Source organism: Trinickia camelliae (genome assembly GCF_053525655.1).
On the sequence record NZ_JBCHAA010000006.1, the window covers coordinates 152,926 to 174,569 of the forward strand.

Genomic DNA, 21,644 nt, shown 5'->3' on the forward strand with positions numbered 1-21,644 from the left:
TTTCTAACCGACCAAAGGACATGTCATGGCAAACGTGTATGACAAGCTGAAGGAACTCGGCATCGAACTGCCCGTAGCGGGCGCACCGGCCGCCGCTTATGTGATGAGCGCGCAAAGCGGCAACACAGTCTATCTGTCGGGCCACATCGCGAAGAAGGACGGCAAGGTGTGGGTCGGCAAGCTCGGCGCGACGATGCAGACCGAGGAAGGCAAACAGGCCGCGCGCGCGATCGCGATCGACCTGCTCGCCACGCTCCACGCGCACGTCGGCGACTTGAACCGCGTCAAGCGCATCGTGAAGGTGATGAGCCTCGTGAACTCGACGCTCGAATTCACCGAGCAGCACGTCGTGACCAACGGCGCGTCCGAGCTGATCGCCGAAGTGTTCGGCGACGCGGGCAAGCACGCGCGCTCGGCGTTCGGCGTTGCGCAGATTCCGCTAGGCGCGTGCGTCGAGATCGAGCTGATCGCCGAAGTCGCTTAAGTCACCTGCTGTCACCAACTCGCCAGACATTCGCGATGAGCGCACGCCAAGTCCGTTTCCAGCAAGTCGACGTGTTCACCTCGGTGCCGTTCAAGGGCAATCCGCTCGCTGTCGTCTTCGATGCCGATGATCTCGGCGACGAAGCGATGCAAGCGATCGCCCGCTGGACGAACCTGTCGGAGACCTCGTTCTTGTGCCGGCCGACCGATCCGGCCGCGGACTATCGCGTGCGCATTTTCACGCCGAGTCTGGAGTTGCCGTTCGCGGGGCATCCGACTCTCGGCACCGCGCACGCGCTCATCGCGAGCGGCTATCGCCCGCGGCAGGCCGGGCGGCTCGTGCAGCAATGCGGCGTCGGGCTGGTCGAACTGAAGGCACTCGAAGCGCAAGCCGAAACCGAAAGCGGCAACCGCGGCTGGGCGTTCGCGGCGCCGCCGGCCCGGGTCGTGCCGCTGGCCGAATCCGCGCACGCAGCCTTGGCCGCGGCGCTAAAGACCGATGCAATCGATTTCAGCGCCACGCCATGCGCGGTGGATAACGGGGTGCCCTGGCTCGTCGTGCGCATGCGCTCGGCCGAGGCATGTCTCGCGCTCGATCCGGACTGGTCCGCGCTGACAGACGTCGTCCACGCAGCCGGCATGCACGGGCTCGCCGTCTACGGCCCTTATGCACCGGGTGGTCCGGCGGCATTCGAAGTCCGCTGCCTGATGCTCGGCGGCAGCATGGCGGTCGACGAAGACCCGGTCACCGGGAGCGCGAACGCGGCGATCGCCGGCTTGCTGAAGAGCCAGAACCTGCGCCCGGGCCTCCACTACATCGCTCGTCAGGGCACCGTTCTGCAGCGCGACGGGCGCGTGCATGTCGACTATGACGACGACGCCGGCCGCATCTGGATCGGCGGCCCCTCCGTCACGATTGTCGACGGCACGTTTTTGCTCGGCTGACGGCGCACGCCGCTCCGGCATCGGGAAAAACCTCGCGAACAACAGGGATAAACCCTGGACAAATAAAAGAAATAGGCAGCGCGCACCTTAATGGGTCATCACGCGTAATTACGGATTGCATTCGGCGCAGGGCTAAAGCACCTTAGACCGATAATTCAAATGACGCCGCGAGAATCCATTGCCATCCTATTCTTTCAATCCATGCAAGGACTTGCGTCCGACAGGCAGGCCAGCACAACCGCCTAACCGGATTTCATGCCAACAAAAACAAACGTTTACCCGATAAACGGACGCTATCTTAATTTTTAGTCATTCAGTAAGATCGGAATAATCACGTTTCTCGGACGAATAGCGCCCGCGAAACGTATTACTTTTTGACTCTGCGCGGCAGTCTTGGTAACGATGCTAATCATGCAGTCCAACACGAACCTGGCGCAGTCGACGAATGCCGGCCAGACGTCCCTGTTTCCATGGACTCGGTCGGCTCGATGAATTTCGCCCGGCACCATTCCGCGCGCGACTCACATTTGAAGCGCAACTCCAGCGGCTCGCAACCTCGCGCGCTGCTCGCCATCCCGTTCCTCGGCGTCCTGGTGCTGATTCTGCTGTGGACGGTGATCTTCGCGCGGCTGTCGGTCGAGAAAGAGTCCACTTACCGCGAAGCGATGGCATCGGCCGCGATCCTGTCGGCGGCGCTCGAGCAGCACACGATCAAGGCCATTCATCAGGTCGACCAGATCACCCGCTTCGTCAAATACGAGTTCGAGAAGAACCCGAATCACTTCGACCTCGCGACCACGGTCCAGAAAGGCGTCGTGCAGAGCGACACGCTCGTGCAGGTCTCGCTGATCGACGAGCACGGCACGCTCGTCGCCAATACCGCCGAAGAGAATCCGAAGCACATCGACTTGTCGGACCGCGAGCACTTCAAGGTCCACGAGCACGAGAACGACGACAACCTCTATATCAGCAAGCCGGTGCTCGGCCGCGTGTCGGGCCAATGGACGCTGCAGATGACGCGGCGGCTCAATCACCCCGACGGCTCGTTCGCGGGCGTCGTGGTCGTATCGGAAGACCCGAACTACTTCACGAGCGACTTCTACAACAACGCGGCGATCGGCAAGTTCGGCGTGATCGCCGTGATCTCGGACAACGGCGCGGTGCTCGCACGCCATACGGGCAGCGCAAAGGACGTGCCGGGCACCTTCTCGGCGACGGGCGCCTACCCGGTGTCCGAGCACGTGTCGGGCACCTACGTCGATCCGATCGACAGCGTCACGCGCATCGTGTCGTACCGGCACATCGACGGCTATCCGATGGGCGTGCTGGTCGGTCTGTCACAAGCCGAGGAGTTCGCCGACTACAACCACACGCGCAACGTCTATCTGCTGATGGCGGGCTTCATCTCGCTCGCGATGCTCGGCTTCTTCGCGGTCGCGACCGGCCTCATCGGCAAGCTCCTGGGACGCGAGCGCGAGATGACGCATCTCGTCGAGTACGACTTGCTGACCGGCCTGCGCAACCGCTACGCCACGCTGCAGTCGCTGCGCCACGACGTGGGCCAGCCCGCAAACGTTGGCCGCCTCGCACTGCTCTTCATCGATCTCGACAACTTCAAGACGGTCAACGACACGCTCGGCCACAACGCCGGCGACATCGTGCTGCAGATGACGTCCGCGCGCTTGTCCGACGCGGTCGCCGACTCGGGCACGCTCTCGCGCATCGGCGGCGACGAGTTCGTCGTCGTGTTGAAGGGGGCCGACGTCGAACGGCACGCGGTGGATCTCGCCGAGAAGGTGCGCGGCTCGTTCGAGCGTCCGTTCGACGTGCGCGGCTCGTCGTTCGTGCTGCACGCGAGCATCGGCATCGCGCTCTACTCGGTCGCCAACGAAAGCGAAATCGATCTGCTGAAGAAGGCGGACCTCGCGATGTACAGCGCGAAGGACGCCGGCAAGAACTGCTACCAGTTCTACTCGCCGCATCTGTCGCATCGCGCCGACCATCTGATGAAGTGGGAGCAGCAGCTGCGCGTCGCGCTCGCCGAAAACCAGCTCTTCCTGGTCTATCAGCCCATGGTCGATCTCTCGCGCCGCTGCATCACCGGCTTCGAGGCGCTCGCGCGCTGGAACCATCCGCAGCACGGCATCATCGCGGCCAACGAGTTCATCCCGATCGCCGAATCGACCGGCCTGATCGTGCCGATCGGCGACTACGTGGTGCGCACCGCGTGCCAGCAGCTCGCCCGCTGGCAAAACGACGGGTACGACTCGCTGTCGCTGTCGGTGAACATTTCGGCGGTGCAGTTCTGGCGCGGCGACCTCTATGAGACGGTATCGCGCGCGATCGAGGAGACCGGCATCCCCGCGCATCGGCTCGAGCTCGAGATCACCGAGACGGCGATGATGGAATATCCCGAACTCGTGTCGGAAAAGATCATCGCGTTGAAGCGCCTCGGCGTGCGCGTCGCGCTCGACGATTTCGGCACGGGTTATTCGTCGCTGTCGTATCTGAACCGCTTCTCGGTCGATACGCTCAAGGTCGACCGCTCGTTCGTGCAGGCGATTCCGGGCGATCGCAGCGTCTGCGTGATGGTGTCGGCGATCGTGAACCTCGCCCGCTCGCTTGGGCTCAAGGTCGTGGTCGAGGGCACCGAGACCGAAGAGCAGATTGCGTGGCTCTCGGCGCTCGGACGCATCGAAGCGCAAGGCTTCCTGTTCTCGCGGCCGGTTCCCGCCGACGGCATTCCGGCACTGCTCGAGCGCTTCGGCGTGTGCAGTGCGCGCGAAGTCCAAGGCGCGCAGGCTCACGGCCAGAGCCGGGGCCAGACGAGTACCAGCGGACTGTCCGCGTAGGGCCCGGGATGACGGATTGGCGCGCGCGGTCTCGCCATGCCGGCTCGGCGCTTGCGTCGAGCTTCTTCACCCGTTCGAAGTCCGGTTCGAAGTCCGACAGCGGCGCGACGCCGCCGGCCGGCCCCCAGCGCTCCACCTCGCACGACACGCCCGAACCGCGCAAGCCCGAGTCGCTCTGGACGCTCTTCTGGGTCGTGTTCGGCTTGTCGTCGCTGTCGTGGGGAGGCCTCGCGCTGATGGCGCAGCTCGAGCACCACTACGTCGAACGCGAGCGGCGCTTCACGCGGCTCGCCTTCTCCGACTGGATGGCGCTCGCGTGGATGGTGCCGGGACCGGTCGGCTGCAACGTCGCCGTGCAGGTCGGCCATGGGCTGCGCGGACGCGCGGGCGCCTGGGTGTCGGGCGTGGCGAGCGTGCTGCCCTTCTTCGCGATGATGACCGCGTTCGCGAGCTTCTATCAGACGCAACTCGTGCGCGCGATGAACTCGCAGATGCTGCTCAATCATTTCAGCGTGGTGCTGGCGTCGATCATCGGCGTGACCTGGCTCAAGCAGACGCGCACGATCGTGCGCGGGCGGCTCGGCTGGACAGTGGCGGCGCTCGCCTGCCTCGCGCTCGCCTTCGCGCACAGCGCGGCCACCTATGTCATCTTGCTCACGAGCGCGTTCGCGGCCGGCTGGTTCGCGAGCCCGTCGCGCGAAGGACGGCTCGAGATCAAACTGCGCCGCGGCGATTGGCAGCTGCTCGGCGCGCTCCTCGTGCTCATCCTGCTATTCGCCATGCCGCTGCCGCATCGCTTCGAGAACGCCTTCCTCTGGCCGCGTCTCGCGGGCGCCGGCATGACGCTGTTCGGCGGGGGCTTCTCGGCGCTGCCCGTGTTGAAGACCCTGTTCGTGACGCCGGCGGTCGGCGTCACGGACAGCGATTTCACACTGGCCTTCGCACTCTCGCCAGTCTCGCCCGGACCGCTGCTGAACGTCGTGCCGTTTCTCGGCTATCTGACCGACGGCTGGCTCGGCGCGGTCGCCGCGACACTCGCGCTCTTCGTGCCGTCCGGTTGCTTGATCGTGCTCGCGCAGCGGCATTTGAAGCAGCTCGAAACCTACCCGCGCTTCGAGCACGGCATGCGGGCGCTGCGCGCCGCGACGACCGCGTTTCTGGTGGCCGCCGTCGTGCGGATCGCCGTGCACGTGCCGTTCGAACCGGCTTATCTGGCGACGGCCGCGTTCGCCTGCCTGTGTTTCGGCAAGCTCAAGGTGCCCGTGTATGCGGTGTATGCGACGGTGGCTGTCGCCTGCGGGATCTGGATCGTGTTCGGGCACGCGTAGCCCGCATCAAACCCAGCCGGACAACCCCATGCCCGCCCCCGCCGCAATCAGCCAGAGCGGATTCCATCGTGTTTTGAGACCGACCGCGATCGTGACGAGCGTCAGCAGAATCGCGCCCACCGAATGATCGGCTCCCTGCGCGACGATCGCGCCGGTGGAGAGCAACAGCCCGATCGTGAGCGGCGCGAGCGCGCGGCGGATGATCGTCATCCAGCGCGTGTCGCGATGCGCGGCAGTGTAGCGCTCGAACAGCAACGCAACGACCGACGACGGCCCGCACATCGCGAGCGTCGAGACGAGCGCGCCGGCCAAGCCCGCGACCTGCCAGCCGAACAGCGCAACGAACAGCACGTTCGGCCCCGGCGACGCCTGCGAGATCGCGAACAGCGCGGCGAAAGTCGAATCGCTGATCCAATGGCTGTCCTGCACGAGAAAGCGGTGCATCTCGGGGATCACGGCGGTCGCGCCGCCGAACGCGATTGCCGAGACGAGCGCGAAGCGCCAGGCGAGCTCCAAGAGGATCATCGCTGCGCCCTCCACTCGGTGATGAGCGCCGTCGGGATCAGTGCGAGCAGCGTCCAGCCGAGCGGAAAATGAAAGACCCCGACCGCCAGCAGCGCGAGCGCGCCGAACACGAGGCCGCGCACCGTGCGCGGCTGGCTTTGCGCGAGCTTGATGCCCGTCATCAGCACGAGTCCGGCCGCGACCGCGCTCATGCCGCGCAGCGCGCCCTGTACCGAAGCGAGACCGCCGAAGCGGTGATACAGCACGCCCAACACGAGCACGATGACGAACGGCACCCCCATGAGGCCCAGCGCCGCCGCCACCGACCCGCGCCAGCCGCAATACCGGTAGCCGACGATCACGGCAATGTTGCAGATGTTCGGACCCGGCAGGATCTGACCGATGGCGAGCAGCTCGGCGAACTCGCGGTCGTCGATCCACTGGCGGCGCTCGACCATGATCCGCCGCGCCCATGGCATCACGCCGCCGAAGCCGTACAGGCCCATTTCGGCGAAGGTCAGGAATAGTTCGGAGGGCGTAAGACGTAGCGCGCGCGCCGGCTCGCCGTGCGACAAGGAAGAATCAGGCGTGGAGGGATCGAAGGAGGCCATGGTGCGCTAAGCGACGGGACGCGGCGAGTATCGCATTCGCGGCTTGCAAATGACTTAATGCGCGCTTGATGACAAACAGGACACGAGCCCCGTTCCGAGCGTCGTGTCCTGCTTTTTCCTTCTTCTGACCGGCATGCGCTCGCGCGCAGACACCGATAACGTCAGTCCTTGATGATGCGCACCGCGCCGCGTGCCGCGCTGGTCGTCGTCGCCGCATAGGCTTTCAGCGCGGTGGAGACGCGGCGCTCGCGCGCCACCGGCTTCCATGCCTTGGCGCCGCGCGCCTCCATCGCGACCCGGCGCTGCTGCAGCTCCGCGTCGCTCACGGCCAGATGGATCGAGCGCGTGGAAATGTCGATTTCGATCGTGTCGCCTTCCTCGATCAAGCCGATCGCGCCGCCTTCCGCCGCCTCCGGAGACACGTGCCCGATCGACAGCCCCGACGAGCCCCCCGAGAAGCGGCCATCGGTGATGAGCGCGCAATGCTTGCCGAGCCCCTTCGACTTCAGGTAGCTGGTCGGATACAGCATCTCCTGCATGCCGGGACCGCCGCGCGGCCCTTCGTAGCGCACGACGACCACGTCGCCCGCCTTGACCGAGCCGCTCAGAATGCCTTCGACGGCCGCGTCCTGGCTCTCGAACACACGCGCCGTGCCGGAGAACTTCAACATGCCGGCGTCGACGCCCGCCGTCTTCACGATGCAACCGTCGAGCGCTATGTTGCCGAACAGCACCGCGAGGCCGCCGTCCTTCGAGAAGGCGTGCTCGGCGTCGCGAATGCAGCCGGCCGCGCGGTCGGTATCGAGTTCGTCGTAGCGGCTGTCCTGGCTGAACGCCTCTTGCGTGCGGATGCCGCCGGGCGCTGCGCGGTAGAAGCTCGCGACCGCCTCATCCGGATTGCGCGTCACGTCCCAGCGCTCGAGCGCCGCGCCCATGCTCGGCGCATGCACCGTCGGCAGTTCGGTGTGGATGAGCCCGGCGCGCGCCAGCTCGCCCAGAATGCCCATCACGCCGCCCGCGCGATGCACGTCTTCCATATGCACGTCCGGCACTGCCGGCGCCACCTTGCACAGCACCGGCACGCGCCGCGACAGGCGGTCGATGTCGTTCATCGTGAACGGCACTTCGCCTTCGTGCGCCGCCGCCAGCAAGTGCAGCACAGTGTTGGTCGAACCGCCCATGGCGATGTCGAGCGTCATGGCGTTCTCGAACGCCTGGAAGCTCGCGATCGAACGCGGCAGGACGCTCGCGTCGTCTTGTTCGTAGTAACGGCGCGCCAGCTCGACGATCGTCTTGCCCGCGTCAAGGAACAGGCGCTTGCGGTCGGCGTGCGTCGCGAGCGTGGAACCGTTGCCCGGCAGCGAAAGGCCGAGCGCTTCGGTCAGGCAGTTCATCGAGTTCGCCGTGAACATGCCCGAGCAGGAGCCGCAGGTCGGGCACGCGGAGCGCTCGACCTGCTGCACTTCCTCGTCGGAGACGTTGTCGTCGGCTGCGACGATCATCGCGTCGATCAGATCGAACTTGCGGTTCTTGCCCTTGAACGTGACCTTGCCCGACTCCATCGGGCCGCCCGACACGAACACGACCGGGATGTTCACCCGCAGCGCGGCCATCAGCATGCCCGGCGTGATCTTGTCGCAATTGGAGATGCAGACCATGGCGTCGGCGCAATGCGCGTTGACCATGTATTCGACGCTATCGGCGATCAGTTCGCGCGACGGCAGGCTGTAGAGCATGCCGTCGTGACCCATGGCGATGCCGTCGTCCACCGCGATCGTGTTGAATTCCTTCGCGACGCCGCCCGCTTTCTCGATCTCGCGCGCCACCAGTTGGCCGAGATCCTTGAGGTGGACGTGGCCGGGCACGAATTGCGTGAATGAATTGACGACCGCGATGATGGGCTTGTTGAAATCGTCGTCGGTCATCCCGGTGGCCCGCCACAGGCTGCGGGCGCCCGCCATGTTGCGGCCATGGGTGGAAGTGCGTGATCGGTATGTGGGCATGTTTATTCTCAGAACGTGTGCTGCGCGAAACGAAGGTGTGAAGATTGCAGTTCGACCGGCGATATGTCCAATATATTTTTCGAGCCTGATTAGGTCGAAAAATATATCAGCAGAGAACCGCCGATGAAGCTCTCGATCTAGAACCCCCGCGACAGCACCGCCATCCCGATCGTCACCACGCCGAGCACCAGATTGATGATGACGAGCCGGCGCACCGTGCCCACGGCGCGCGCCCCGTCGGGCCACTTCTGAGCCTGTACGGCGCGGCGGATGCGCGGAAACACGGCGAAACGCAGGTGCCCGAAGATCAGCATCATCAAGACGCCGAGCGCCGCCATCGCGTGCAGCGGCCACACCGCATGGCCGCCGCCGAATTGCTGAAGCAGGAAACCGCCTGAGAGCAAGATCACGAGCACCGAGCCCGCGACCCAATTGAAGAAGCGCGAGTACACGGCTTCGAGGAGCGGCAAGCGCAATTGCGGCGACAAGTCGGAGAGCGCCGGGCGCAGGCAGAAATTTGCGAACACCATGCCGCCCACCCATACGGCGACGCCGAGCAAGTGCAGGAACAGCGCGACATCGATGGCTTTGGACATGGTGAGGCTTCCTCTCGGTTCTTCGATTTATTGGGTGACGGGCGAACGGTGTGGACAGGTACGTCGAGCGCGTTCGACCGATCGCGCGACACACAGTTCATTGTGTGCCGCGCTTATGTCACAAGTGCATTACGTCGTCATCCCGCGAGCACCGGACGCAGCCCGCTCACCTTGAGCTTCGTATCCGGCGCACGCCCCTTGCGAGCGCGCTTGCCGACGTGCGGTTCGAGCGCTTTGCCCGCGAGCTGCTCTTCCTGCGCCTTGCCGCCGCGGCCCGTGCCGACCAGCACGACGCCCGCGCCGTTGATCGCGAGCGCCTGCACGAGCGTTTCGTTCGCGTCGAGCGCCATCAGAATGACGCCGCGTCCGCCGCCCGAAAGCGTCTTCATCTCGTCGAGACCAAATACGAGCAAGCGCCCGCCGCTCGACAAGCACACCACTTGCTGCGCATTCGGCAGCATCGGCATCGGTGCGAGCGGCGCCGCGCCTTCGTCGATCGTCATGAACGACTTGCCCGCCTTCACGCGGCTCACCATGTCGCCGACCTTCGCGATGAAGCCGAAGCCGTTGCTCGACGCGAGCAGCAAAGCCTGCTCCGCCGGCGCCGCGTAGTAGTGCATCAGATGCGTACCCGATTCGAGCTCGATCAGCGAGGTGACCGGCACGCCGTCGCCGCGCCCGCCCGGCAGCGTCGCGACCGCGACCGAGTAGACGCGCCCCTTGCTGCCCCATGCGATCAGCGTATCGGGCGTGCGGCACTGGAACGCCGCATAGAGGCCGTCGCCGTCCTTGAACGTGAAGCCGGCCGGATCGAGCCCGTGGCCCTTCAACGCGCGCACCCAGCCGCGCCGCGACACGACCACCGTCACCGGCTCGTCGACCACCTTCGCTTCGAACGTCGCGCGCTTTTCCTGCTGGATCAGCGTGCGGCGCTCGTCGCCATATTGCTTCGCGTCGGCTTCGATTTCCTTGATGATCTGGCGCTTCATCGCCGATTCGCTGCCAAGCAGCTCTTCGAGCTTCGCCTTCTCGTTGCGCAACTCTTCAAGCTCCTTCTCGATCTTGATCTTCTCGAGCCGCGCCAACTGGCGCAGCCGGATTTCAAGGATGTCCTCGGCCTGCCGCTCGGAAAGCCCGAACGCGCCCATCAGCGCGGCCTTCGGCTCGTCCGCTTCGCGGATGATGCGAATCACCTCGTCGATGTTCAGGAAGACGATCATCCGCCCTTCGAGGATGTGGATGCGATCGTTGACCTTGCCCAAACGATGCTGCGTGCGGCGCGTCACGGTGGCGAAGCGGAAGCCGACCCACTCGTGCAGGATCTCGACGAGACCCTTCTGGCGCGGCCGGCCATCGGCGCCGATCATCACGAGGTTCAGCGACGTGTTCGATTCGAGGCTCGTGTGCGCGAGCAGCGAATGGACGAACTCCGTCTGATCGATCGTGCGCGACTTCGGCTCGAATACGATGCGCACCGGCGCGTCCTTGCCGGATTCGTCGCGCACGGCGTCGACGAGCGCGAGCAGCGTCTGCTTCATCTGCAGCTGCTCAGGCGTGAGCGACTTCTTGCCGAGCTTGATCTTCGGATTGGTCAGCTCTTCGATCTCTTCGAGCACCTTCTGGCTCGACGTATTCGGCGGCAGCTCGGTGATGACGAGCTGCCACTGGCCGCGCGCGAGGTCCTCGATCTTCCAGCGCGCGCGCACCTTCAAGCTGCCGCGCCCCGTCTCATAAGCGGCGGCGATTTCCGCTTCGCTCGAAATGATCTGGCCGCCGCCCGGGAAGTCCGGACCCGGAATGTGCTGCATCAGCTCGGCGTGCGTGAGCTTCGAAGGATGGCGGATCATCGCCACGGCGGCCGCCGCCACTTCGCGCAGGTTGTGCGACGGGATTTCCGTCGCGAGACCCACCGCGATCCCCGACGCGCCGTTCAACAGCAGGAACGGCAGCCGCGCGGGCAGCAGCTTCGGCTCTTCGAACGAGCCGTCGTAGTTCGGCATGAAATCGACCGTGCCCTGGTCGATCTCGTCGAGCAGGAGCTTCGCGATCGGCGTCAAGCGCGCTTCGGTGTAGCGCATCGCCGCCGCGCCGTCGCCGTCGCGCGAGCCGAAGTTGCCCTGGCCGTCGATGAGCGGATAGCGCATCGAGAAGTCCTGCGCGAGACGCACGAGCGCGTCGTAGGCGGACTGGTCGCCGTGCGGGTGGTACTTACCGAGCACGTCGCCGACCACGCGCGCCGACTTCACGGGCTTGGCGTCGGCGGCGAGGCCCATCTCGTTCATCGCGAACAGGATGCGGCGCTGCACCGGCTTCTGCCCGTCGCAGACGTCCGGCAACGCGCGGCCCTTCACCACGCTCACGGCGTAGTCGAGATAGGCACGCTCGGCGTAGTTGCCGAGCGTCAGGAAATCGCTGTCCGGCACGGCCGGCTCAGTGAAGAGATCGTCTTGTTGATCCATCGAAATTCGTGTCCGTGTTCAGGTGGGTGGTGTGCGGTGAATCCGCGAAGGCGTTCGGCCCCGCTCAGATATCCGCTTCCACCTCGTTACCCTTCTCTTCGAGCCAGCTGCGGCGCGACGCCGCTTCGCCCTTGCCCATCAGCATCGTCATGCGCGCGACCGTCGCGTCGAAGTCGAGCTCGCCGAGCGCGACCGGCAGCAGGCGCCGCGTATCGGGATTCATCGTCGTGTCCCACAGCTGCTCCGCGCTCATCTCGCCCAAGCCTTTGAAGCGGCTGATCGTCCATTGCGTTTCGCGCACGCCGTCCTTGCGCAGCTTGTCGAGGATCGCTTCGAGCTCGCCCTCGTCGAGCGCATATAGCTTCTGCGCGGGCTTCTTGCCGCGCGCGGGCGCATCGACGCGAAAGAGCGGCGGACGCGCCACGCACACATGGCCGCGCTCGATCAACTGCGGGAAGTGCTTGAAGAACAGCGTGAGCAGCAGAACCTGAATGTGCGCGCCGTCGACGTCGGCGTCCGAGAGAATGCAGATCTTGCCGTAGCGCAGATTCGAGAGATCGACGGTGTCGTCGGGATTGTGCGGATCGACGCCGATCGCCACCGAGATGTCGTGCACTTCGTTGTTCGCGAACAGGCGGTCGCGCTCGGTCTCCCAGGTGTTGAGCACCTTGCCGCGCAGCGGCAGGATCGCCTGGTATTCCTTGTCGCGGCCCATCTTCGCGGAGCCGCCCGCCGAGTCGCCTTCCACGAGGAAGAGCTCGTTGCGCACGATATCGGTCGATTCGCAGTCGGTGAGCTTGCCCGGCAGCACGGCCACGCCCGAACTCTTGCGCTTCTCGACTTTCTGGCCGGCGCGCGTGCGCGCCTGCGCCTGCTTGATGACGAGATCGGCGAGCTTCTTGCCGTGCTCGACGTGCTGGTTCAGCCACAGCTCCAAAGCCGGACGCGCGAACGACGACACAAGCTTCACCGCGTCGCGGCTATTCAAACGCTCCTTGATCTGCCCTTGGAACTGCGGATCGAGCACCTTCGCCGACAGCACGAACGACACGCGCGCGAACACGTCTTCGGCGAGCAGCTTCACGCCCTTCGGCTGCAGGTTGTGCAGCTCGACGAAGCTCTTCACGGCCTGAAAAAGACCATCGCGCAAGCCCGACTCGTGCGTGCCGCCCGCGGGCGTCGGAATCAGGTTCACGTAGGACTCGCGCGTGAGCGGCCCTTCCTCGCTCCACGCGACGACCCACGCCGCGCCCTCGCCTTCGGCGAACGTGTCTTCGCTCGAACGCGAGTTTTCGGCGTAGCGCTCGCCCTCGAAGAGCGGAATCAGCAGATCGCTGCCGGCCATGCCTTCGAGCAGGTAGCCGCGCAGGCCGTCCTCATACTTCCAGCTTTGGCGCTCGCCGGTTTTCTCGTTGACGAGCACGACCTCGACGCCCGGCAGCAGCACCGCCTTCGAGCGCAACAGGCGCTGCAGCTCGCCCAACGGCAGATTCGGCGAATCGAAGTACTTCGCGTTGGCCCACGCGGTGACGCGCGTGCCGGATTTCTTGTCGCCGCGGGCTGCGGCGCGCGTTTCGAGCGGCTTCACGACGTCGCCGTTGGCAAAACCGATCTCGGCAATCTTGCCGTCGCGCCAGACCGTGACGTCGAGCTGCGTGGAAAGCGCGTTCGTCACCGAGACGCCGACGCCGTGCAGACCGCCCGAGAACGTGTAGGCGCCGCCCGCGGCCTTGTCGAACTTGCCGCCCGCGTGCAGGCGCGTGAAAACGATTTCGACGACCGGCACGCCCTCGTCGGGATGCAGGCCGAACGGGATGCCGCGGCCGTCGTCTTCGACCGACACGGATCCATCGGTATGCAGCGTCACCGTGATTTGCTTGCCGTAGCCGCCGAGGGCCTCGTCGGAGGCGTTGTCGATGACTTCCTGAATGATGTGCAGCGGATTTTCGGTGCGCGTGTACATGCCGGGCCGCTGCTTGACCGGCTCCAGGCCCTTGAGCACCTTGATCGACGCTTCGCTATAGGCAGCGCTTGGCTTTTTCGTGGACATGACTTCTCTTGGGTTCTGCTGACATGCGGTTGTCCACAGGCTGTGTGGACATCTGCGTGGACAATCCGTTGAAACTTCTAAAAAGGCGAATCGGAACAACGGGATGGCGGGCGTGCGCTGGAAATGAGCGCGCTGACTGTGCTTGCGCGCTTGACCGGCAAGCGTGGAACGCGCCGCCACCCGCGCAAAGTCCGCTTCGCACGAGTCGCGGCGTATTTTACTGGTTTCGGGATGGGGGGCAATTTGGCAAATGGCCGAGGCGCGCTCGGCGTCCCGGCCTTACGTATTGAAGGCCCGGCGAATTTTGCGACGATCCAGCCTCTCTCAGGGCTGCGCCGGCCTGCTGCTTCCCCCGCCGAGGGCTTTAAGCGACTGCCCGAGCGCGTCCAGCTCCGCGCCGAACCCGCTCCAGTCGCCCGCCCTCAGTCGCTCCAACGCGCGGTTGTAGTGATCGAGGGCATCGCGCGCCTGGGCGTTGCCCGAACCGGCCGCCGCGCTTGGCGCACCGCCAGACGGCGCCCCGGTAGCCGGCGCCGTCTCCTTGAACAGCGCGGCCAGCGCCTGGCTCAACGTCTCCTCCATCACGACGCGATCGCCATAAGCGGCAATCACGCGCTTCAACTCCGGCAGTTGCCCCGACGACGCGCGCAAATAAAGCGGCGACACATAAAGGATCGAGTTATCGATCGGCACGACCAGCAAATGCCCGCGAATCACACGAGAGCCCATCTGGTTCCAGAGCGAGATTTGCTGGGATATCTCGGTGTTCTGCTGTATGCGCGCCTCGATCTGGAACGGCCCGAACACGAGTTTTTCCTTCGGGAAGCTATAGACGACGAGCTTGCCGTACTCCGGCGGATCGCAGCGCGCGGCGAGCCACGCGATCATGTTCTCGCGCTGGCTCGGCACCATCGGCAGCATCAGCACGAACTCGGCTTTCGACTCGCCGGGCAACCGCATGATCGTGTAGTACGGCGTCATCGGCGCGCCGGCGGCCGCATTGCCGTCGTCGATGCCGGCCAGCTCGCGCGGGAACTGCCACAGGTCCTCGCGGTTGTAGAACACCTCCGGCGCGTCCATGTGGTACGCGCGATAGAGCTGCGCCTGGATCAAGAACAAGTCTTCCGGATAGCGGATGTGCTGCTGCAGGTCCGCAGGCATCGCATCGAGCGGCTTGAAGAGGCTCGGGAAGATCCGCTGATACGTCCGGAGGATCGGATCGGCCGGATCGCTGACGTAGAAATCGACGGTGCCGTTGTACGCGTCGATCACCACTTTGACCGAGTTGCGGATGGTGTTGGAGCCGTCGGCGAGACCCTGCTTCGAATAGGGAAACCAGCGGCTCGTCGTGTACGCATCCTGAATCCAGTACAGACGCCCCGCGCTCGCGACGATGTAAGGATCACGATCGAGCGTCAGAAACGGCGCGATCGTCAACACCCGATCCTGGATGTTGCGGTGGAGCAGAATCCGGCTTTCGTTCGTGATGTAGCCGGTCAGGAGGATGTTCGGATCGTCGAGCTGCCACGCGAAGAGCGTGCGCCGCGCGATGCCGCCGATAGCGACGCCGTCGCGTCCGCTGTAGCTCGTGTAGACGTTGTCCTTGCCCTTCGGATAGTCGAACTCGGGCGTGCTGCCCTTCACGATCACATAGCCTTGATCGCCCTGGCCGAAGTAGAGGCGCGGTTCGCTGATGGCCGGGCCGCCGGTCGTGACGGGTGGAATGTCCTGCAGATAGAGCGACGGCAATCCTTCGGTGGACTTCTCCGTCACCGGCGACATCACGACGCCATTGCCATGCGTGAACAGCAGATGCAGGTTCACCCAGGTCTGCGCGTTCTCGGGCAATAGCGACGAGTCCAGCTCGCGCGCGGACAGCATCACCTGCCGATAGCCGGAGTCGAGCCGGTAGCGGTCGATGTCCACCGAAAAGAACTTGTAGTACGTGCGGATCTCCTGCAACTGGGCGTAGGTGCTCATGAGCGGCTGCACGTCCCAGAGGCGGATGTTGTCGATGGTCGCGCGATTGGCTTCGAGCGACGCGACGTTCAATCCCTCCTCGGCCGGAAACGGTTTGACCTCGATCTTGTTCAGGCCGTAAGCCAGTCGCGTCAGTTCGATGTTGTGCGCGATGAAGGGCGCCTCCAGCTGCAGCTCGCTCGGCTTCACGTAGAAGCGCTCGAACAGCGCCGGATAGATCACCGCAAGCAAGAACGAACCGCCGAACAGCGCCACCGCTGACGCGGCGGGAATCCGCCAGCCGCGCCGGTGCATGTTGATCCATGACGCGACAGCCGCCGCAATGGCGATTCCGATCAGCAGCCACAGCACCGGCAGTTCGACGTGGATGTCGGTGTAGCTCGCGCCGACGACAACGCCGTTGTCGCGATACAGCAGCAGATAGCGGTCGAGCGCATACGACCATGCCTTCAGCGCGAAGAACCCGCCGAGCAGCGCCGAGGCGTGTGCTGCGGCGGCGGGAGAAAGCCAGCGCGGCGCTGGTCCGAATTCTATGTCGCCGCGCAGGGCATAGACGGCGGCCGCGACGATCGTGCAGAAAAACAGTAGCTGCAACAGCCAGTTTTTGAGCGCGATGAAAACGGGCAGCGAGAAAAGATAGAAGCCGATGTCCTTGGCGAAGATCGGATCGCGCGCGCCGTACGGCACTTGGTGCAGAAAGCGCAGCGCGATGTCCCAGTTCGAGATTTTGCTCGTGGCGATGAAAAGGCCGATCAGGACGGCGGCGCCGGTAATGGCGAGGCGCCAGGGAACGCGCGGCGCGATGCGGCTTGCCATTTCGGCGAGGTCGGGCGGCGCGTACTCGGATGAGTCAATCACTTGCATGGCATCGACCGGCCTCGCATAGCGATGCGCGACCCAGCCCGACGCCGCGATCGCCGCAGCCGACGCCGCGAACACGGCGGCAAAGACGGACAGCTTCGCCCAGAAGGCCGTCCAGAACACGGCTCCGTAGCCGATCGAGCCGAACCACAGCCAATCGACCAGGATGCCGGTGATGCGCCCGATGACTATCAAGCAGAAGACCACCGCCGCAACGGCGATGACGTTGCGTCTCACGCGTGCGCCCGACTTCGCTTTCGTCCGCATCTTCCGTGCTCCCTTGGCACTTCGGACATCATCATACTAGCCAGGACCTATTTGCAGGGGGCAGGTCAGTCCGGCTTTGACGAGATTCTGCGCTCATAAGTACGGGATCGCTTTTATGCCAATTGGCTAAAGCCATTCAGATTCGCCTGATTTTTTAGTGATCCGAAATGACTCATAATGAAAGCGCAGTGTAAATATTGAACTATGCGAACAACCTTATGAAAAATATACCCGTAAAGATTCGCCTGGCCGTCTTGGCCGGTTCCCTGGTGGCTGCTGTCAACTCTCACGCTGTCGGCACTGGCGCCATCGTCCCCGGAAGCGGATCTGGCAGCATCAGCAAAGACGGCAATACCGCCACCGTCACCCAAACCACCAACAAGCTCATTGTCAACTGGGACAACATGGATGTGGCCCGGAACGAGACGCTGAATTTCGTGCAGCGTAGCTCGACGGCCGCTGTCCTCAATCGCGTCAACTCGGCTAACCCGACTTCCATTCTCGGTACGTTGAATGGCAATGGCCGTGTGTTCATCGTCAACCCGAACGGCGTTGTTATTGGGCCAACCGGCAAAGTCAACGTCGGCGCCCTGTTCGCCTCTTCGCTCAACATTACCGACGACGACTTCAAGGCCAACAGACTGAACTTCTCCGGAGGTGGCCAAGGCAGAGTTGCGAATAACGGCAAGATCACCGCTCGGGAATCCGTTGCTCTGCTTGGTTCGAAGACAGTTGAGAATCTGGGCACGATCACGAGTAGCGGCGGCGACGTCCTATTGGCCTCCGCTGACGACATCGCCCTCGATTTCAGTGATTCTCACCTGACCGCCGAATACAACAAGGGCAGTCTCGACGCCACCGTCCGAAATAGCGGAAGCATCAAAACCGACGACGGCGATATCAGGCTCACCGCTTGGGCTCGCGATTGGGCAACTCGCAGCGTGATCAATAACACGGGCACGCTTGAGGCATCGAGCTTGAGTCGGGATGTGTGGGATAGGCCGCTTTACGGCATCGTTAGCCTTCAAACGGCCTTTTATAATTCCGGCCCAAGTGAAATCATAGCGGGCGGTTTAATCTCAGGAGTAGGAGCGGAAATCCGTGCCTCGAACGTGACACTTGACGGAATCCTTCTCTCTGATTCTAGGTTCAAGATCTTCGCGAAAAAAATGTCGACAACCGATAGCGCATGGGTGGAAGTGCCGTCTATTTGGTATTACGGCTCCGGCGAATACGATTGGAGCCATGGCACACGTATCTACACCTCGAACGAACCAAACATCGTGAGGTAGTGCGATGCGCGGCACCAGCACACTTGATTGATGCCATAGCGTATAAACAAGTGGAATTGGCGCCTGCATCTCCAATGACTAGCTAAACGGGGCCGCGGCAGCCTTACGCTTGCTGTTGGGACCGGCCCCTGAAGCGATCTTTGCATCAAAGCTCGATCACTCCGTTTCCAATCTCCAACACGATCAAGGTAGTTGGCATGGCAATGCCCCCCGCCACTACCGCATCACTCCGCCGCCGTCTTCTGCCGCTGGCACTGGTCTGCGGCCGTTGGAGGCTGCATGGCAGCGAGATCGAAGTCCGCTTCCTGCAGCCCATACGGACTCAACGAGACCCAGTGCAAACGCGAATCGGAACGCGCGAGCCCCAAGTTCCCCATGTACCACCACTTGATTGGCGACGGCTGCGTCGCTTCAAGTTCGATCGACGACGCACTCAGCTTCAACTCAAGCAAACGCCCATCCTGCGACGGCGTAAACGCCCGATCGCCGATCACCGCGATCCCCGCTTCCCGCACTGTCGACGGCATACACGCGAGCGTCGCCACCGGCGCACCGTCTTCGTCGATCAATTGCGCGAAGCCGTGTCCGCTCGCATCGCTCGCGGCGACCACGAAGCGATCAAGCGCAGGCACATAAGCCGCCGCATACGTGTAGTACTGCAAATGCGGCGCAATCACATGCGGCTCGCTCAACGTGCCGTCAACCGGATCGAACACCGCCACCTTCAACTGCGCGTATGTCTGCCCGTTCACGTATTGCTGCCAGACGAGCAGCGCCCGCGTCGGCGACGCGGCGATCATCGGCCACCACTCACGCACGTAGGGCGCAACGGGGACGAAGTTCAAGAGCGCGCCGTCCGCGTCATAGGTCTTCACGTAGACGCCGCGTCCAGTGCCGAGATTGTCGACGCCGCCGCCGTCGACCCAGTCATCCGAGTAGAAGACGACGAAGCGCGAACCGACCGCGGCCGCATGCCCCGAGTGCCCTCCAGCCTTGACGTCGATCGGATACGGACGCACTGGCCCGAGCAGGCGCGAGTAGACGCCGTAGCGCTGGCTCACTTCGTCCGGCGTGTTCCAGCCGTCTTCGAACGTCACCATGATGTTGCCGCTGCTGCTCTGCGCGATCGATACCGGCTCCTGCGCCTCGGGCCGGTGGATGAACACGCGCGGCTTCGAGAGCTTGGGCTGCTCGGGCGACCAGTGCGCGACATAGACGTCATGCGTCCAGTTGCCGTCGCGCCCTGCTCCGTGCGGCGGCAAGCCCGAGCTGCTGAAGAACACATAGGTGCCGCCGTGCCCATCGGATGCCGCGCCGATGCCGTGCATATAGGCGCGCAGATCGCCCTGCGGCACGCGCAGGCGCGCGTCGGCGCGCGCCACCACGCGGGCGTGAGCATGGGCGTGCGAGTGAGCGGTGTCCCCGGTCGAAGCGGCGGTCGGTACGGTGGCCGTCGCTACGGTGGATGGGACCGCCGCCGCTACGGCGGTCGTCGCGATGGGAACCGCCCCTGCGCAAGCTGCTACGGCGGCAACGGAAACAACAAGCAGTCTGCGCATAGCATCCCCCCTCACTCGACCGTCACCGATTTCGCGAGATTGCGCGGCTTGTCGACATCGGTACCTCGCACGCACGCCGTGTGATACGCGAGCAACTGCAGCGGCACCACATGCAGGATCGGCGAGAGCTTGCCGTAGTGCTCGGGCATGCGGATCACGTGCACGTGATCGCTGCTCGCGATTTGCGAATCGGCGTCGGCGAACACGTATAGCTCGCCGCCGCGCGCACGCACTTCCTGCATGTTCGACTTGAGCTTCTCGAGCAGCGCATCGTTAGGCGCGATCGTGACGACTGGCATGTCGCCCGTGACGAGCGCAAGCGGCCCATGCTTGAGCTCGCCTGCGGGATACGCCTCGGCATGCACGTATGAAATCTCCTTGAGCTTCAATGCCCCCTCCAGCGCGATCGGATAGTGCAGTCCGCGGCCGAGGAAGAGCGCGTTGTCCTTGCGCGCGAACGCTTCGGCCCACGCGATGATCTGCGGCTCCAGCGCGAGCACGCTGTTGAGCGCGGCGGGCAAGTGGTGCAGTTGGTGGAGGTACTCGGCCTCCTGCGTCGAGGACACCCGTCCGCGCACCTTGCCAAGCGTCAGCGCAAGCACGAATAGCGCGACGAGCTGAGTCGTGAACGCCTTGGTCGACGCGACGCCGATCTCGGGCCCCGCGCTCGTCAGGTATTGCAGCATCGTCTGCCGCATGAGCGAACTGTGCGGAACGTTGCACACCGCAAGCGTGTACTTGTGCCCAAGCTGCTGCGCGTGCTTGATGGCGGCCAGCGTATCGGCCGTCTCGCCCGACTGCGAAATACCGGTGAACAGCGTCTTGCGATTCGGCACGCTGTCGCGGTAGCGGTACTCGCTAGCAACTTCGACTTGCGTCGTCAGCCCCGCAATCGATTCGAACCAGTATTTCGCGGTCATCCCCGAGTAGTAGCTCGTGCCGCAGGCGACGATGTGCAGCGATTCGATCGAGTAGAACACGCGCTCGGCGTCAGGACCGAACAGGTCCGGCACGATCTTGCGGATGCTTTCGGTCGCGTCCGCGATCACGCCCGGCTGCTCGAAGATTTCCTTCTGCATGTAGTGCCGGTAGGGACCGAGATCGGTCGCACTGCTGCTCGCCGCGAGCACGCGGATCTCGCGCTCGACGCTCGCGCCCTGGCGATCGACGATGCGTGCAGCGTCGGCCGTGAGCACCACCATGTCGCCCTCTTCCAGATAGATGAAATGCTCGGCCGTGCCCGCGAGCGCCATCGTGTCGGAGGCGAGGTAGTTGCCGTCGTCGCCGAAACCGACCACGAGCGGCGAGCCCGCGCGCGCGCCGATCACGCGATGCGGCTCATCCTTCGCGAACACCGCGATCGCATAAGCGCCGCGCAGCCGCCGCAGCGTGCACTGCACGGCCGCGACGAGGTCGCTCGAAGCGCCGTGTGCGCGCGTGTAGTGAATGAGGTGCGCGATGACCTCCGTATCGGTATCCGATTCGAACACATAGCCAAGCCCCTTCAGCTCGTCGCGCAAGGTTTCGTGGTTCTCGATGATGCCGTTGTGCACGAGCGCGATCTCGCCGCACGAGAAGATCGGGTGCGCGTTGTCCGCGACCGGTGCCCCGTGCGTTGCCCAGCGCGTATGCGCGATGCCGATGGTCCCCGTCAATCCCTCGCGGCCGATTTGTTCCGCCAGGTCCGCGACGCGCGCGACACTGCGCACGCGCCGCGGCTCGCCTTCCTGCAGCACCGCGACGCCGCACGAATCGTAGCCGCGGTATTCGAGGCGTCTCAAGCCTTCAGTCAGCACCGACATCACGTCGCATGCCGCGACGGCTCCCACAATTCCGCACATGATGCATTCCCCC

14 protein-coding genes are annotated in these 21,644 nt (G+C 64.2%); 5 read left to right on the forward strand and 9 right to left on the reverse strand.

Going from position 1 to position 21,644, the window contains the following annotated elements; translation table 11 throughout:
- Window positions 1-25 precede the first annotated feature (25 nt).
- The 4 genes from AAHK20_RS12605 (at window position 26) to AAHK20_RS12620 (ending at window position 5,608) form a co-directional block, all read left to right on the forward strand.
- Window positions 26-484 (forward strand): RidA family protein, encoded by a 459-nt coding sequence (locus AAHK20_RS12605; protein WP_449181787.1) that lies wholly within the window; start codon window positions 26-28, stop codon window positions 482-484.
- Window positions 485-519: 35 nt separating this feature from the next.
- Window positions 520-1,428, forward strand: coding sequence for a PhzF family phenazine biosynthesis protein (locus AAHK20_RS12610; RefSeq protein ID WP_449181788.1), 909 nt, complete (start codon window positions 520-522; stop codon window positions 1,426-1,428).
- A 488-nt stretch (window positions 1,429-1,916) separates the two neighbouring features.
- Window positions 1,917-4,280 carry a bifunctional diguanylate cyclase/phosphodiesterase gene (locus AAHK20_RS12615; protein ID WP_449181789.1) on the forward strand — a complete coding sequence of 788 codons (2,364 nt, stop codon included), beginning with the start codon at window positions 1,917-1,919 and terminating at the stop codon, window positions 4,278-4,280.
- An 8-nt stretch (window positions 4,281-4,288) separates the two neighbouring features.
- Complete coding sequence (locus tag AAHK20_RS12620; protein WP_449181790.1) at window positions 4,289-5,608, forward strand: chromate transporter; 1,320 nt, start codon at window positions 4,289-4,291, stop codon at window positions 5,606-5,608.
- A gap of 6 nt (window positions 5,609-5,614) precedes the next feature.
- On the opposite strand, the gene AAHK20_RS12625 is transcribed toward AAHK20_RS12620, so the two are convergent.
- The 7 genes from AAHK20_RS12625 to AAHK20_RS12655 all read right to left on the reverse strand — a co-directional run bounded on the left by AAHK20_RS12625 (window position 5,615) and on the right by AAHK20_RS12655 (window position 16,939).
- Window positions 5,615-6,133 carry a chromate transporter gene (locus AAHK20_RS12625; RefSeq protein WP_449181791.1) on the reverse strand — a complete coding sequence of 173 codons (519 nt, stop codon included), beginning with the start codon at window positions 6,131-6,133 and terminating at the stop codon, window positions 5,615-5,617.
- Window positions 6,130-6,723: a chromate transporter gene (locus tag AAHK20_RS12630; RefSeq protein ID WP_449181792.1), complete on the reverse strand. Its 594-nt coding sequence runs from the start codon at window positions 6,721-6,723 to the stop codon at window positions 6,130-6,132. The genes AAHK20_RS12625 and AAHK20_RS12630 overlap by 4 nt, the downstream gene beginning before the upstream one ends.
- Window positions 6,724-6,884: 161 nt before the next feature.
- A complete protein-coding gene (gene ilvD, locus AAHK20_RS12635; RefSeq protein ID WP_449181793.1) occupies window positions 6,885-8,726 on the reverse strand; it encodes a dihydroxy-acid dehydratase in 1,842 nt (613 codons plus the stop codon).
- Between the two features lie 137 nt (window positions 8,727-8,863).
- Window positions 8,864-9,322 (reverse strand): CopD family protein, encoded by a 459-nt coding sequence (locus AAHK20_RS12640; protein ID WP_449181794.1) that lies wholly within the window; start codon window positions 9,320-9,322, stop codon window positions 8,864-8,866.
- Window positions 9,323-9,459: 137 nt separating this feature from the next.
- Complete coding sequence (gene parC / locus AAHK20_RS12645) at window positions 9,460-11,781, reverse strand: DNA topoisomerase IV subunit A (RefSeq protein WP_449181795.1); 2,322 nt, start codon at window positions 11,779-11,781, stop codon at window positions 9,460-9,462.
- Window positions 11,782-11,845: 64 nt separating this feature from the next.
- A complete protein-coding gene (locus tag AAHK20_RS12650; RefSeq protein ID WP_449181797.1) occupies window positions 11,846-13,831 on the reverse strand; it encodes a DNA topoisomerase IV subunit B in 1,986 nt (661 codons plus the stop codon).
- 324 nt (window positions 13,832-14,155) lie between these two features.
- On the reverse strand, window positions 14,156-16,939 hold the full coding sequence (locus AAHK20_RS12655; RefSeq protein ID WP_449181798.1) for a UPF0182 family membrane protein: 2,784 nt from the start codon (window positions 16,937-16,939) through the stop codon (window positions 14,156-14,158).
- A gap of 218 nt (window positions 16,940-17,157) precedes the next feature.
- Between AAHK20_RS12655 and AAHK20_RS12660 the strand changes: the two genes are divergently transcribed.
- Window positions 17,158-18,231, forward strand: coding sequence for a two-partner secretion domain-containing protein (locus AAHK20_RS12660; RefSeq protein ID WP_449181799.1), 1,074 nt, complete (start codon window positions 17,158-17,160; stop codon window positions 18,229-18,231).
- A 224-nt stretch (window positions 18,232-18,455) separates the two neighbouring features.
- Here the strand turns inward: AAHK20_RS12660 and AAHK20_RS12665 are convergent, their stop codons facing one another.
- Both AAHK20_RS12665 and glmS read right to left on the reverse strand, forming a co-directional pair.
- A complete protein-coding gene (locus AAHK20_RS12665) occupies window positions 18,456-19,790 on the reverse strand; it encodes a hypothetical protein (RefSeq protein WP_449181800.1) in 1,335 nt (444 codons plus the stop codon).
- 11 nt (window positions 19,791-19,801) lie between these two features.
- Window positions 19,802-21,631, reverse strand: coding sequence for a glutamine--fructose-6-phosphate transaminase (isomerizing) (glmS, locus tag AAHK20_RS12670; protein WP_449181801.1), 1,830 nt, complete (start codon window positions 21,629-21,631; stop codon window positions 19,802-19,804).
- Window positions 21,632-21,644: the final 13 nt, after the last annotated feature.